At 63.3% G+C, this 13,298-nt stretch carries 12 protein-coding genes; 10 read left to right on the top strand and 2 right to left on the bottom strand.

Annotated elements, in window-relative coordinates; translation table 11 throughout:
- Positions 1–31: 31 nt before the first annotated feature.
- Positions 32–1,009, top strand: a complete 978-nt coding sequence (locus tag AAG813_RS17265) for a hypothetical protein (RefSeq protein ID WP_341917023.1) — start codon at positions 32–34, stop codon at positions 1,007–1,009.
- Positions 1,006–2,730, top strand: coding sequence for a single-stranded-DNA-specific exonuclease RecJ (gene recJ / locus AAG813_RS17260; protein ID WP_341917021.1), 1,725 nt, complete (start codon positions 1,006–1,008; stop codon positions 2,728–2,730). Before AAG813_RS17265 ends, recJ begins: the two co-directional genes overlap by 4 nt.
- A 314-nt stretch (positions 2,731–3,044) precedes the next feature.
- Here the strand turns inward: recJ and AAG813_RS17255 are convergent, their stop codons facing one another.
- On the bottom strand, positions 3,045–3,716 hold the full coding sequence (locus tag AAG813_RS17255; protein WP_341917020.1) for a glutathione S-transferase: 672 nt from the start codon (positions 3,714–3,716) through the stop codon (positions 3,045–3,047).
- A 91-nt stretch (positions 3,717–3,807) separates the two neighbouring features.
- Between AAG813_RS17255 and AAG813_RS17250 the strand changes: the two genes are divergently transcribed.
- The 6 genes from AAG813_RS17250 (at position 3,808) to AAG813_RS17225 (ending at position 9,200) form a co-directional block, all read left to right on the top strand.
- Positions 3,808–4,668 (top strand): 3',5'-nucleoside bisphosphate phosphatase, encoded by an 861-nt coding sequence (locus AAG813_RS17250; protein ID WP_341917019.1) that lies wholly within the window; start codon positions 3,808–3,810, stop codon positions 4,666–4,668.
- Positions 4,665–5,570, top strand: a complete 906-nt coding sequence (locus tag AAG813_RS17245) for a DMT family transporter (RefSeq protein ID WP_341917018.1) — start codon at positions 4,665–4,667, stop codon at positions 5,568–5,570. Before AAG813_RS17250 ends, AAG813_RS17245 begins: the two co-directional genes overlap by 4 nt.
- A gap of 21 nt (positions 5,571–5,591) precedes the next feature.
- A complete protein-coding gene (locus AAG813_RS17240) occupies positions 5,592–6,227 on the top strand; it encodes an L-threonylcarbamoyladenylate synthase (RefSeq protein ID WP_341917017.1) in 636 nt (211 codons plus the stop codon).
- A 154-nt stretch (positions 6,228–6,381) separates the two neighbouring features.
- Positions 6,382–7,050: a site-2 protease family protein gene (locus AAG813_RS17235; protein WP_341917015.1), complete on the top strand. Its 669-nt coding sequence runs from the start codon at positions 6,382–6,384 to the stop codon at positions 7,048–7,050.
- 13 nt (positions 7,051–7,063) lie between these two features.
- Positions 7,064–8,410: a tryptophan--tRNA ligase gene (locus AAG813_RS17230; protein ID WP_341917013.1), complete on the top strand. Its 1,347-nt coding sequence runs from the start codon at positions 7,064–7,066 to the stop codon at positions 8,408–8,410.
- A 205-nt stretch (positions 8,411–8,615) separates the two neighbouring features.
- Positions 8,616–9,200 carry a response regulator transcription factor gene (locus AAG813_RS17225; protein WP_341917011.1) on the top strand — a complete coding sequence of 195 codons (585 nt, stop codon included), beginning with the start codon at positions 8,616–8,618 and terminating at the stop codon, positions 9,198–9,200.
- Between the two features lie 26 nt (positions 9,201–9,226).
- Here AAG813_RS17225 and AAG813_RS17220 read toward each other — a convergent pair whose 3' ends face one another.
- A complete protein-coding gene (locus AAG813_RS17220; protein WP_341917010.1) occupies positions 9,227–10,648 on the bottom strand; it encodes a HAMP domain-containing sensor histidine kinase in 1,422 nt (473 codons plus the stop codon).
- Positions 10,649–11,023: 375 nt separating this feature from the next.
- On the opposite strand from AAG813_RS17220, the gene AAG813_RS17215 reads away from it, so the two are divergent.
- Both AAG813_RS17215 and AAG813_RS17210 read left to right on the top strand, forming a co-directional pair.
- Complete coding sequence (locus tag AAG813_RS17215) at positions 11,024–12,262, top strand: integrase arm-type DNA-binding domain-containing protein (protein WP_341917009.1); 1,239 nt, start codon at positions 11,024–11,026, stop codon at positions 12,260–12,262.
- On the top strand, positions 12,259–13,104 hold the full coding sequence (locus AAG813_RS17210) for a DUF6499 domain-containing protein (RefSeq protein ID WP_341917007.1): 846 nt from the start codon (positions 12,259–12,261) through the stop codon (positions 13,102–13,104). Before AAG813_RS17215 ends, AAG813_RS17210 begins: the two co-directional genes overlap by 4 nt.
- Positions 13,105–13,298: the final 194 nt, after the last annotated feature.

Genomic DNA, 13,298 nt, shown 5'->3' with positions numbered 1-13,298 from the left:
ATCCCGTTGCGCCTTCCCGGACAATAAGGGGATGCCCGCCTCCCTCCCCCCGCCCCAACACCACTGGGTGCTGCCCTTTGCCGCCTGCGCCTCCGATGCGTGGCTGCCCGCCGTCCAGGCTCTGCCCGCCACCGCCACGCGTCACCTGGGCAAGTTGCTGCAGGGCATGAAGCTGGCCCACACCGACAGCGGCGATGTGCGCTCACTGTCGCCGCCGCACGAGCGGGTGCTGGCCCGGGGGCTGGGCCTGCCCGCGCCCGACGGCCTGATCCCCTGGGCCGCCTGGGAGCAACTGCAGGGCGGTGGCGCGCCGGGGGCCAGGGCCTGGGCGTTCATCACACCCTGCCACTGGGCCATGGGCCGCGAACACGCCACCATGACCGACCCGGCCGCGCTGGACCTGTCCGAAGCCGAATCGCGCACGCTGCTGGTGGCCATGCAGCCCTATTTCGAAACCTATGGCATCACGCTGCACCATGCGGCGCCGACACGCTGGCTGGCCGAAGGCGAGCTGTTTCGCGACCTGCCGAGTGCCTCGCTGGACCGCGTGCTGGGCCGCAATGTGGACCCCTGGCTGCCCGGCGGCGTTCCCGGGCGCGCAATGAGGTTGCTGCAGAACGAGATGCAGATGCTGCTCTACACCCATGCGGTCAACGATGCGCGTGCAGCAAGAAGGCAGCTGGCCGTCAACTCCTTCTGGATCAGCGGCAGCGGCGCCCTGCCTGACTCCTTTCATGCCCGGGTGCCCCCCGACACCACGGTCTCACGCAGCCTGGCGCAAGCCGCTTTCAGCGACGACTGGACTGCCTATACACAAGCCTGGACGGCGCTTGATGCCAGCGAAGGCGCGCGGCTGCTCGCCTTGCAGCAAGGCGGTGCGAGCGTCCGGCTGAGCCTGTGCGGCGAACGCAACGCCTTGACCTTTGAAACCACCTCCACCGGAATCTTCTCCCGCATGAAAAGTCTTTTTGGCCAGCAGTCCTTGTCAGTCCTGCTCGAGCAGCTATGAAAATAATAGTACGCGAAGCACCGCCGCGCAGCGTGTGGGCGTTGCAGCAGGCCGGCGTCCACCCCTTGCTGGCGCAGTTGTATGCCGCGCGCGGGGTGCGCACCGCCGACGAACTCGACGACGGCCTGGCGCGGCTGCTGCCGCCCGCGTCCATGAAGGGCACACCGGAAGCCGCCGTGCTGCTGGCCGACGCCATCGCCGCGAACAAAACAATCTGCGTGGTGGCCGACTACGACTGCGACGGTGCCACTGCCTGCGCCGTGGCCCTGCGCGGCCTGCGCCTGCTGGGCGCGACCCAGGTCGGCTACATCGTGCCGGACCGCGTGGTTGACGGCTACGGGCTGACCGCGTCGATTGCCGAGCGCGTCAAAGCCACCGGCGCCGACCTGCTGGTCACGGTGGACAACGGCATCGCCAGCATCGACGGCGTGGCGCGCGCGCGCGACCTGGGCATGCAGGTACTGGTGACCGACCACCACTTGCCGGCGCTCAGGGACGGTGCCATCGTGCTGCCCGACGCCGACGTGATCGTGAACCCGAACCAGCCCGGCTGTACGTTCGAGAGCAAGGCCATGGCCGGGGTCGGCGTGATGTTTTATGTGCTGCTGGCCCTGCGCGCGGAGCTGCGCCAACGCGGCGTGTTTGACGCGAGCAATCAGCCGAAGCTGGACACCCTGCTGCCGCTGGTCGCCCTCGGCACCGTCGCCGACGTCGTCAGGCTCGACGCCAACAACCGGCGCCTGGTGGCGCAGGGCCTCAAGCGCATACGCAGCGGCGCCCTGCCGGCCGGCCTGGCGGCGTTGTTCACCGCCGCCGGGCGAGTTACGGCGGTGGCCACCGGTTTCGACTTTGGTTTTGCCGTCGGCCCGCGCATCAACGCCGCCGGCCGGCTCAGCGACATGACGCTGGGCATCGAGTGCCTGCTGACCGACGATGCGGGCCGCGCCGACGAGCTGGCCAAAACCCTGGACGGCATCAACCGCGAGCGGCGCGACATCGAGGCCGGCATGCGCGAGCAGGCGCAGTACGCGGCCGACGCGATGATCGACGAGGACGAGGAGCCGCCGCCGGCGATCGCCATTTTCGACCCTGACTTCCACGAAGGCGTGGTCGGCATCGTGGCCTCGCGCATCAAGGACAAACTGCACCGCCCGACCTTTGTGTTTGCCGCCAGCCAGGCGCCGGGCAAGGAACACGAGCTCAAGGGCTCGGGCCGGTCGATTGCCGGTTTTCACCTGCGCGATGCGCTGGACCTGGTGGCCAAACGCCACCCCGACGTCCTGCTGCGTTTCGGCGGCCACGCGATGGCGGCCGGCTGCACGATTGCAGAGGAACACTTCGAGGTGTTCGAGCAGGCGCTGCAGCAGGTGGCGCACGAGTGGCTGGACGCCGCCACCTTGCTGCGCCGCCTCGACACCGACGGCCCACTGGCGCCCGAATACCGGCGCGCCGACCTGGTCGACACCTTGCACAAAGAGGTCTGGGGCCAGGGTTTTGCGGCGCCCACCTTCAGCGAGGAGGTCGAGGTCGTCTCGCAGCGGCTGGTCGGCGAAAAACACCTGTCGCTCAAGCTCAAACACCAGGGCCAGCCGGTGGATGGCATCTGGTTCGGCCATACCGAGTCGCTGCCGGCGCGCGTCAAACTCGCCTTCCGGCTCGACGCCGATGAATGGCAGGGCATCAAACGGGTGCGATTTCTGGTGGAGGCGGCGGAAATTTAGGCACTTTTGGCCGCCAGCCCCCAACCACAAGCGTAGCCCTTGTCTGACGGCCGCAGGCAGGGGCAGCCTACAGCCGGAAACCGCCGACCCGGTCATGATCTGGGACAGAAGGTGTGCCCCCCGGTGCATCCAGCAACCGCCCAGAGGAAAACATGAACACCATCATTTACATCGTCGGCCTGATCGTCATCATCGGCTTCATCCTGTCCTACTTCGGCTTTCGCTGAAATCGGCGCGGGCGCCGGACACGCTATCGAATCGATAGCTGTTTACGCCCGTCTTTCAAGGGCTGAAGGCACAAAAGACTTGAATATTCAGTGCAGCAGGGTGTATTCCCCGCCGCGCGCGATGGCCCGCTGGTAGGCTGGCCGGGCATGAATGCGCTCCAGAAAAGCCATCAGCTTCGGACGGCTGGCGTCCAGCCCGCCGCGCGCCGCCGCTGCCTCCAGCACAAAACTCAGCTGGATATCCGCACCGCTGAACGCCTCACCGGCAAACCAGGTGCTTTTCCCCAACTCCCCTTCCAGATAATCCAGGTGTTGCCTGATCTGCGGCTCGATGAAGGCTGCCTTGGTCTTGGCGCTGATCGCTTTGGCAATTGGCTTGGCAAAAAACGGCATGGGTGTTTTTTCTATCTTGTCGAACACCAGCTTGAGCAGCAACGGCGACATGGCCGAACCCTCGGCGTAATGCAGCCAGTAGGTGTAGCGCAGCCGCGCCGGTGTTCCCGCCGCCGGCGCAAGCTGCCCGGCGCCATACCGCTCGACCAGGTAATCGATGATGGCGCCCGACTCGGCCAGGGTCAGCTCGCCGTCGGTGATGACCGGCGACTTGCCCAGGGGATGCACAGCGCGCAGCGCTGGCGGCGCCAGCATGGTCTTGGGGTCACGCTCGTAGCGCTGGATCTCGTAGTCCAGGCCCAGTTCTTCCAGCAGCCAGAGGATGCGTTGCGAGCGGGAGTGGTTCAGGTGATGGACAGTGATCATGGGCAAATCCGTTGCGGTTCAGGAGGAGTTGCCATGGTAGGCCATGGCGCGGTACACAACGCCAACAGGGCATAAAGCCTAAAATGGCCGGGTGACCCCTCAAAACATTCTGAACGCCGACCTGCACTGCCACTCCGTGGTGTCGGACGGCACCATGAGCCCCGAGGCACTGGCCGAACGGGCCAAGGCCAACGGCGTCGAACTCTGGGCGCTGACCGATCACGACGAGATCGGCGGCCAGCACCGCGCCGCGGCGGCGGCCCGGGCGCACGGCATGCACTACCTGACCGGCACGGAAATTTCGGTGACGTTTGCCGGCGAAACCGTGCACATCGTCGGCTTGGGCTTCGATCCCGACGACGCGGCCATGCAGCAGGGCCTGCGCAACACGCGCGGCGGCCGCGAACAGCGCGCCATGGAAATGTCCGACTCGCTGGCGAAGGCCGGCATTCGCGGTGCCTATGAAGGCGCGCTGAAGTTTGTCGGCAACCCGGACCTGATTTCGCGCACCCACTTCGCGCGTTTTCTGGTGGAGACCGGTGTCTGCAGGGAAACCTCCGAGGTGTTTCGCAAGTACCTGACCGAAGGCAAACCCGGCTACGTGCCGCACCGCTGGGCCAGCCTGCAGGACGCGGTGGCCTGGATCACCAGCGCCAAAGGCGTGGCGGTGATCGCGCACCCCGGGCGTTACAAATTCACCCCCAACGAAGAATACGCGCTGTTCACCGAATTCAAGTCCCATGGCGGGCAGGCGGTGGAAGTGGTGACCGGCAGCCACAGCACGCAGGAATACGTGAAATACGCCGAAACTGCCATCGAATTCGGCCTGGCCGCCTCGCGCGGCAGCGACTTCCACAGTCCCGACGAAAGCCACACCGACCTGGGCACCCTGCCCTTTCTGCCCGGTCACCTGACCCCCGTCTGGGAGCTTCTGGAAGACCGGATCCGGTGAACCGCGCGCCTTCGGCCCTGGCGGGCATTGTGCTGGTCATTGCAGCCACCAGCTTTTTTGCCACGCTGGACACCACCACCAAGTTTGTCAGTGCCAGCGTGCCGCTGCTGATGGCCCTGTGGTTTCGCTACTTTTTCCAGGCAGTCGCCACCACAGCCGTGGTCTTGCCGCTGCGCGGTCTCAGCGTGCTGCGCACCGCCCACCCGAAATTCCAGTGCCTGCGCGGCCTGCTTCTGCTGCTCAGCAGCCTGTTCGCCTTCCTGAGCCTGAAATACATGCCGGTGGCCGAGTTCACCGCCATCGGCGCCATCGTGCCGCTGCTGATCACGCTGCTGGCCGCCACCGCGCTCGGTGAAAAAGTCTCGGTCCTGCGCTGGTCACTGGTGCTCGGCGGTTTTGCCGGCACGCTGATCATCATTCGACCCGGCGGCGAAGACTTCACCTGGGCCCTGCTGCTGCCGCTGGGCATGGTCGCGACCAACACCGGCTTCCAGGTGCTCACCAGCCGGCTGGCCAAAACCGAAGACCCGATCACCATGCACCTGTACACCGGCTGGGTCGGCACGCTGCTGGCCTCGCTGGCCCTGCCGTTTGTGTGGATCGCGCTGCCCTCCTGGTCGCTGTGGGGCTGGCTGCTGTTGATGGGCGTGGCGGCCACCGTCGGGCATTTCATGCTGATTCTGGGCTACATGCGGGCGCCAGCCGCCACCCTCACGCCCTACCTGTACGCCCAGATCGCTTTTGCGATGGTGGGCGGCTGGATCGCCTTTTCCCATGTGCCGGACGGCTGGTCCATGATTGGCATGCTGATGATTGCCATCTGCGGCGCGCTAGGAGCCTGGCTGACCGCGCGCGAAAGCCGTGTGCTGAAAGAGTTCAGTGTGCGGCCGGCAGAGTCCTGACACCCTTGCGAAACACACACCATGGCCCAGTATTTCGAGATTCACCCCGACAACCCACAAGTGCGCCTGCTCAAACAGGCGGTGGCGCTGCTGACACGCGGCGCCATCATTGCCGTGCCCACGGATTCGAGCTATGCGCTGGTCTGCCACCTCGACGACAAAACCGCCGCCGACAGCCTGCGCCGCATCCGCGGCGTGGACGACAAACACCACCTGACGCTGCTGTGCCGCGACCTCAGCGAGCTGGCCAACTACGCACGGGTCGATAACAAGCAGTTCCGCCTGATCAAGGCCGCCACGCCCGGGCCCTACACCTTCATCCTTGAGGCCAGCAAGGAAGTGCCGCGGCGCCTGAGCCACCCCTCGCGCAAGACCATCGGCCTGCGGGTGCCCGGGCACAAGACCCTGCAGGCGCTGCTGGAGCTGCACGGCGCGCCGCTGCTGGCCACCACACTGATCCCGCCGGGCCAGACCGAGCCACTGAACGACGCTGGCGAGATTCGCGACCAGATGGAACACGACCTGGCGGCGGTCATCGACGCCGGCGCCTGTCCCCAGGAGGCCACCACGGTGATCGACCTGACGCCCATGGGCCAGGGGGAGGACCCGGTCGTCATACGGCTCGGCAGCGGCAGCCTGGCGGCGTTGGGCTTGTAGCACACAGAACGCAATTCACCAACGCGCCATCCCCTTCAAGCAGGGGCCGCGGAACCGGCTCTGCCGGGCCGCAGGCGCAGCGCCCCCCGGGGGGGCAGAGAGCTACGCGCAGCGAGCGAACATGGGGGCATACCGCCAATGAGACAATTGCCCCATGGACTTTGCCAACCTGATTCAAACCGTCGCCATCTACGCCCTGCCGGTGCTGTTCGCCATCACCGTGCACGAGGCGGCGCATGGTTATGTGGCCCGGCACTTTGGCGACAACACGGCCTGGATGCTGGGCCGCGTGACCCTCAACCCGGTCAAACACATCGACCCGGTGGGCACCATCCTGATGCCGCTGCTGCTTTACTTTGCGACCTCGGGCGCCTTTCTGTTCGGTTACGCCAAACCGGTGCCGGTGCAGTTCGGCAATCTGCGCAACCCCAAACGCGACATGGTCTGGGTGGCGCTGGCCGGCCCGGGCGCCAACCTGGTCCAGGCCCTGCTGTGGGGCATCGCGCTCTACCTGCTGCAGGGCGCAGGCATCAGCGAGCCGTTTTTCATCAAGATGTGCCAGGCCGGTATTCTGGTCAACGTCGTGATGCTGGTGTTCAACCTGTTCCCGCTGCCACCACTGGACGGCGGGCGCGTGCTGGTGGGCTTGTTGCCCTGGAAACAGGCCATGCTGGTCTCGCGCGTGGAGCCCTGGGGCTTCTTCATCGTGATGGCGCTGGTGATTGCCGGCGTGATCACCAACCTGTGGATGCGACCGCTGATGACGCTGACCTACGCCCTTCTTGAAATCGTGCTGACGCCTCTGGCGATGCTGGTGCAATGACCCTGGACAAATAATGACAAACAAGCCTTCCGACGCCATCGCGCGCCCCGCCACTTCGCCTTCGCCCCAGCGCTTTCTCACCGGCATCACCACCACCGGTACACCGCACCTGGGCAACTATGTCGGCTCGATCCGTCCCTCGGTCGCCGCCAGCACCGGCGCCGGCGCGGAGAGTTTTTATTTCCTGGCCGACTACCATGCGCTGATCAAGTGCGACGAGCCGGCGCGCATCCAGCAGTCCACGCTGGAGATCGCCGCCAGCTGGCTGGCCGCCGGGCTGGACCCGGAACGCGTGACCTTTTACCGCCAGTCCGACATTCCCGAGATTCCCGAACTCACCTGGCTGCTGACCTGCGTCACGGCCAAGGGCGTGCTCAACCGTGCCCATGCCTACAAGGCCTCGGTGGACAAGAACACGGCGGCGGGCAACGACCCCGACGCCGACGTCAGCGCGGGCCTGTTCATGTACCCGGTGCTCATGGGCGCCGACATCCTGATGTTCAAGGCCCACCAGGTGCCGGTCGGGCGCGACCAGATCCAGCACATCGAGATGGCGCGCGACATGGCGCAGCGTTTCAACCACCTCTACGGCGAACACTTTGTGCTGCCGCAGGCGCTGATCGAGGAGTCGGTGGCGCTGCTGCCGGGCCTGGACGGCCGCAAGATGAGCAAGAGTTACGACAACACCATTCCGCTGTTCACGCCGCGTGAGCAGCTGAAAAAACTCATCGCCGGCATCGTCACCGACTCGCGCGCCCCGGGCGAGCCCAAGGAGACCGAGGGCTCGGCCCTGTTCCAGATCTACCAGGCGTTTGCCAGCGAGACCGAAACCGCTGCGCTGCGCCAGGCTTACAGCGAAGGTATTGCCTGGGGCGACGCCAAGCAGCGCCTGTTTGAACGGATTGACCAGGAAGTGGCACCCATGCGTGCCCAGTACCAGGCGCTGATGAAAGATCCCGCCAGGATAGAAGCCATCCTGCAGGCCGGTGCCGACAAGGCACGCCAGCTCGCGGCCCCCTTCATGCGCGAACTGCGCCACGCGGTGGGCCTGCGCAACCTCGGCGCTCGGACGAGCGCCGCCCCCACGGCGAAGGCCGCCAAGACCTCCCTGCCAGTCTTCAAGCAATACCGGGAGGCCGATGGCAAGTTCCACTTCAAACTGCTCGACCCTCAGGGCCAGCTGTTGCTGCAAAGCCACGGCTTCGATGCGCCCAAGGAAGCTGCGCAGGCGATTGGCCTGCTGCAAACCCAGGGCGCCAGCGCACTCGACGGTTTGCGGGAAAAACTGCAGCCCCTGCCCGGCATCACCGCGGCAGCACTGGATTCGGCCCTGCAGCAACTGGTCGATGCACGGTCCTGAAAATCGGGAAGAGGTCGTCAAAAGACACGCGGGAGAGCGGCGCAGCAGAAAGAAAGTAAGAAGAAAGGATCAGTTCTCGGCTCCAGACCGTGAATTAATTCCGGACTTAAAATCTATCGCTTACTCGCCAACTTGACAGTCCGCAGGTATGCTTACTTTTTGTTCCAGTCACTGACAGACTTTCACTCTTTTACCGCCAGACTCCATGCGTATTTTTGTCATCGATGACCACCCTCTCATGCGGGAAGCCGTGGTGATGCTTATTCGCCGTCTGCATACCAAAGCGATCGTTACTGAGCTCGACAGGCTGGCGGCCATTGGCCCGGCCGTGGAACAGCATGGCATCCCGGACATCATCTGCCTGGACCTCAAGCTGCCGGACACCCACGGCGTATCGGGCGTGCGGGAGCTGCGCCAGCAGTTTCCCGAGGTGCCTATCGTGGTGTTGTCAGCGGCCCCGGCACAGGACTACCAGGACCTCTCGCTGGAAGCCGGCGCCGATGTGTACATTGAAAAATCCGTCGGCGCGACCGAGATCGCCAAGGTCCTGAAAACCTTTCTGGACGACAGCGCCGACCCCGAGGCCAACACGGAACCCGAGAAGCTGTCCAAACGCCAGAAGCAGCTGCTGGTGATGCTGGACAAAGGCATGAGCAACCGCGACATTGCCGCCGAACTGCAGATCAGCGAACACACCGTGAAGGTTCATCTGTGGCGCCTGTTTCGCAGGCTCAATGTCAAAAGCCGCTCACAGGCCAGCCACCTGGCCCGTACCCAAGGCCTGCTCTAGCCTCTGCGCCAGGGCGCCCTTCAATTTCAATGGTGGCTGTCAGGCCGCCCGCGGGCGAGCTCCCCGTCGTCAAAAGCCTCCATGTCCAGCCGGAACACCGTCCCCTGTCCGGGCGTTGACTTCATGCTCAGGCGATGGTTCAGTGCCTCACACAACCGCGAGACGATGGCCAGCCCCAGCCCGAAGCCTTCCTCGGTGCCGTGGTGTTTGGCCACGCGGTAAAACTCCTGAAAAATCGCCTGCTGGTGCTCCGGTGCAACGCCGACGCCGGTGTCCCACACCTCCACACGCCAGCCGTCCTCGCCCGGACGGACCGCCAGCAACACGCCGCCCAGTTCGGTATGGCGGATCGCATTGGACAGCAGGTTGCCGAGCAACCGCTTGAGCAGCACCGGGTCGGAGCGCACCGCCCCTGCAAGCACATGGGTGCGCAGGTCCAGCCCCTTCTCCTTCGCCAGCGGGGCGTACTGCAACTCCAGCTCCCCGACCAGTGACGGCAGGTCCACCCGCTGCCAGTTCACCTCGACCACGCTGGCATCGAGTTTGGCCAGATCAAACAGCGAATTAAACAGCTCGTTGACGGCCTGCGTGGACTGCACAATTTTCGGCGTGATCTGCAGCACCAGTTCCGGCTCGGCGCGCAACCAGTCGGCATACAGGCTGAGGGCATGCACCGGCTGGCGCAAATCGTGGGCGGCACTGGCAATAAACCGGCTTTTGGCTTCGACCGCCTCCAGCGCCACGCGTGTTTTTTCGGTCAGCGAGGCGATCAGTTGCGCGTTGGCAAACTGCAACTCCAAGTTGGACCGCTGCACGCGGTTCAGGCGTTGCCCAGCCATGCGGACGGCCGACCAGTAGATCAGCACCAGCACCACCAGCGCATAGGTCGTGAGGGTGCCCGGGAAGGGCCGTTCTACCGCCATGCTCCAGGCCAACGCGGCCAGGATGGTGTAAGCCAGCCCGTTGATGTACCCGATAAAGCAGCGCAGGCACGCAGCCAACGCACCCACTGAAAAACCCGCCATGCCCACCAGCACGATCAGGCAGATGAACTGGTCAAAGACCGGCGCCTTGAGAAAGTACAGAAACATCGACGCGCCCCAGACCATGCCACCCAAAGGCCAGGTCCAGCCATAACGCGCGATGAAGGCCCGCTGCTGGGCAATGCCGGAGTCGGCATAGTCGCGCTGGTAGATCTGGACCACCCGGTAGCGAATGACCAGGATAAGTACCGCCGCCAGCGTCCAGAGCAGCAAACCCCAATGGTTGACGTTGTTGTAAAGGACAACCACGATGACGGGGATCACCAGCCCGGTCGAATTGAGCGCCGGCCGCGCGTTGCGCATGAAGTTGCGCGTCAGCTTGGCCTCTACCCAGTCATCACGCGCGGCGATGTCTGCCACGACGTGAGGGCTGTCAGCGGGCAAAGGCAGGGCGGCTGAATTCATGGCTGCAGTTTAGCGGCGGGCATGCCGATGTAGCCGCCCCACCAACCCGATCAGCGCAATTCATCTGCCCCGAAGGGGCTGTCTGCGGCACACGCGCACAAAAAAGCCCCGTAAACACTGGGCTTGCGGGGCTTTTGGGGGTCTATGTTGGACTACATCAAACCGGTTCTTGGCGGAGAGGGTGTCGGCGCAATGCGTTTCCATGGTTGTCCATGAATGTCGAACATTGCCGTCATGGCCGCAATGAAGATGGCCAAGACTTGTCCACTATTGTCCCGACCTGCTCTGACGTGCTGTCCATTTAGATCTCACGCATTTTGATAGTCGGATTTTGATAGTTGATTCGCCCAAAGATGCTGGTATCGTGGAGGAACAATGCGAGTTAGGCTCCAGAAACTTTCCGATCTGAAAATCGAATCCGTCCTGAAAGGGGCGAGGCAAGCAGCCGCCGACGACTCAGGCAAGGTCATCCTGCTTGGCGACGGCGGTGGCCTGACGCTCCAAATATCAAAGACCGGATCAGCGTCTTGGCTGCATCGCTACATGCGGGACGGCCGTCCAACCGCGGTTGGCCTGGGCGCATATCCGCAGATCAGTCTCCACGAAGCGCGAAAACTAGCTCAGGAGTACCGGAGACTGCTGATCGAAGGGGAGGACCCCCTTGCCACTAAGAGGTCGTTGGAGGCGGTTTCGAGACTGCGCAAATTGAAAGGCACGACCTTCAATGCATGCGCGGCCAAATACATTGCCGACCACAGAGCCGAGTGGAAGTCATCGAAGCACGCCCAGCAATGGGAGAACACGCTGACAGCTTATGCATTCCCCGTCATAGGGATGCGAGAGATTTCGGCGATCACCACACAAGACCTGGTGCGAATCCTGCAGCCGATCTGGCTAGCCAAAAAGGAGACGGCCTCCCGTGTCCGCGGAAGAGTCGAGGCGGTCATCGATTGGGCGACCGCTTTGGGATATCGAACCGGCGAGAATCCGGCGCGATACAAAGGGCACCTAGAACACTTGCTCGCGCGTTCAACCCCAGAACAAAGGGCGGACAAGCATCACGCGGCGCTACCCCACTCCAAGATCCCGGGGTTCATGAAGTCCCTGTCTGCGCAGGATGGTATGGCTCGGTGGGCGCTCGAATTCCTGATTCTTACGGCGTGCCGGACCTCTGAAGTGCTTAACGCGAAATGGTCTGAAATCTCCGAAGAAGAGTGCCTCTGGGTCATTCCGAAGGAAAGAATGAAGGCTGCGAAAACGCACCGCGTACCACTCGTTGAGAGGGCGCTGGAAATCTTAATGACCGTGAAGACGTTTCAGAAAGGGGACTACATTTTTCCTAGCGGAGCCGAAGATTCCCCATTGAGCAATATGGCGCTTGCGATGTTGCTGCGGCGCATGGGCGCCGAAAACGCGACCGTGCATGGTTTTCGCAGTACATTTCGCGACTGGATTGGCGAAAAGACAAACCACGACTTTAGGACTGCCGAGGCCGCGCTTGCGCACAAAATTCCAGATCGCGTGGCAGCAGCCTACGCGCGCTCGGACTTGTACGACAAGCGATTTTCGATGATGGAAGACTGGGGGGCGTACTGCACGTCCTGGAAATCATGATCGCTGTCAGCACTCCGCGTAAGCGAGGTAAGCAACGGGAACTGCCGTGGTTCAGCGGCAACCCTCACTGGAAGAATTGTTCCTCCTATGACCACTTGCGCGACACGGGGCCCAGCCAGTGGGCGTGGGAATTCCTGCGGCGCACGAAAAAGTATCAGGCCGAAGTTGATGCCGGGCATTCGGCGTCAGCAGTCGAATGGGGCTTGTCCTCTCTCGTACCATATTTGCAAGCTCAAGGGCCCTCGGCGTCAACGGTCGGTCGAGAGGCGCCTCGATGGCTGCCCCTGCAGGCATTCACCATCGTCGGACAGTCGGACGGCACGACTGTCATACGGGCTGGGGTCAACCAAGTTGCAGTGGTCTTTGACCTCTATATTGGGCTGCGACGCGATATCTTGGTGCGCCAGTTGGGGCAGTTGGCCGCTATTTTGGAAGCTGCTGCCTTCGATAACGGCAACCCGTTGGAGCACAAACCGAATCAGGGCGGAAAGGACATTGCAGTAGACACGCTTCTACTTTGCTTGCGGTACGCCGACGCCGTCGCCTCTAACCCGGAGATGTCCGGCATTGAGTTGGCCGAGGAGTTGGGAACCACCCCCAGAAGACTGAGTGAACTGTGGGCGATGGCGGCAGAGTTCATGGGGGAGGACCGCGGCTACTTGAAGCTAGTAGAAAAGGAACTCCCTCCACTTCGACAGAGCAAGACCGACACACGTGCGCGGTGGAAGCGCAGCGCTGGCAATGCGGATTGGGGTACGACACAGAAAGTCGACCTGGATAACCCGCCACCGGCACTATCGCCACAGCCTCAAAAGCTGCCTGACGACAACGCGAAGTGGTAACTCCGGATAACTACCAACGGTAAGCCAGAGAATTGCCGGGACTTTGCCCAAGCGGCACAGTTCAGTCATGGCTGTTGATTTCCACTAAATCCTGACCCCGGTTTTCCATTTAATTTTGACCCCACCTTTGGTGGAGTAGCCGGGCTACTCGATTGTGGATAAGTCTAACGTCGACGGTATTGTTTCTCCTTTCG

Origin of the sequence: Polaromonas sp. YR568 (assembly GCF_943371715.1) — a bacterium.
Classification (GTDB): domain Bacteria; phylum Pseudomonadota; class Gammaproteobacteria; order Burkholderiales; family Burkholderiaceae_C; genus Polaromonas.
The sequence above is the reverse complement of the archived record's forward strand: the minus strand, read 5'-3'. Positions and strand labels throughout refer to the sequence as shown.

Excerpts from the sequence above, each read along its gene's own strand:
- AAG813_RS17235 (WP_341917015.1), top strand. The coding sequence starts at position 6,382 with ATGGACTTTGCCAACCTGATTCAAACCGTCGCCATCTACGCCCTGCCG.
- AAG813_RS17215 (WP_341917009.1), top strand. The coding sequence starts at position 11,024 with ATGCGAGTTAGGCTCCAGAAACTTTCCGATCTGAAAATCGAATCCGTC.
- AAG813_RS17210 (WP_341917007.1), top strand. The coding sequence starts at position 12,259 with ATGATCGCTGTCAGCACTCCGCGTAAGCGAGGTAAGCAACGGGAACTG.
- recJ (WP_341917021.1), top strand. The coding sequence starts at position 1,006 with ATGAAAATAATAGTACGCGAAGCACCGCCGCGCAGCGTGTGGGCGTTG.
- AAG813_RS17230 (WP_341917013.1), top strand. The coding sequence starts at position 7,064 with ATGACAAACAAGCCTTCCGACGCCATCGCGCGCCCCGCCACTTCGCCT.
- AAG813_RS17220 (WP_341917010.1), bottom strand. The coding sequence starts at position 10,648 with ATGAATTCAGCCGCCCTGCCTTTGCCCGCTGACAGCCCTCACGTCGTG.
- AAG813_RS17240 (WP_341917017.1), top strand. The coding sequence starts at position 5,592 with ATGGCCCAGTATTTCGAGATTCACCCCGACAACCCACAAGTGCGCCTG.
- AAG813_RS17255 (WP_341917020.1), bottom strand. The coding sequence starts at position 3,716 with ATGATCACTGTCCATCACCTGAACCACTCCCGCTCGCAACGCATCCTC.
- AAG813_RS17225 (WP_341917011.1), top strand. The coding sequence starts at position 8,616 with ATGCGTATTTTTGTCATCGATGACCACCCTCTCATGCGGGAAGCCGTG.
- AAG813_RS17265 (WP_341917023.1), top strand. The coding sequence starts at position 32 with ATGCCCGCCTCCCTCCCCCCGCCCCAACACCACTGGGTGCTGCCCTTT.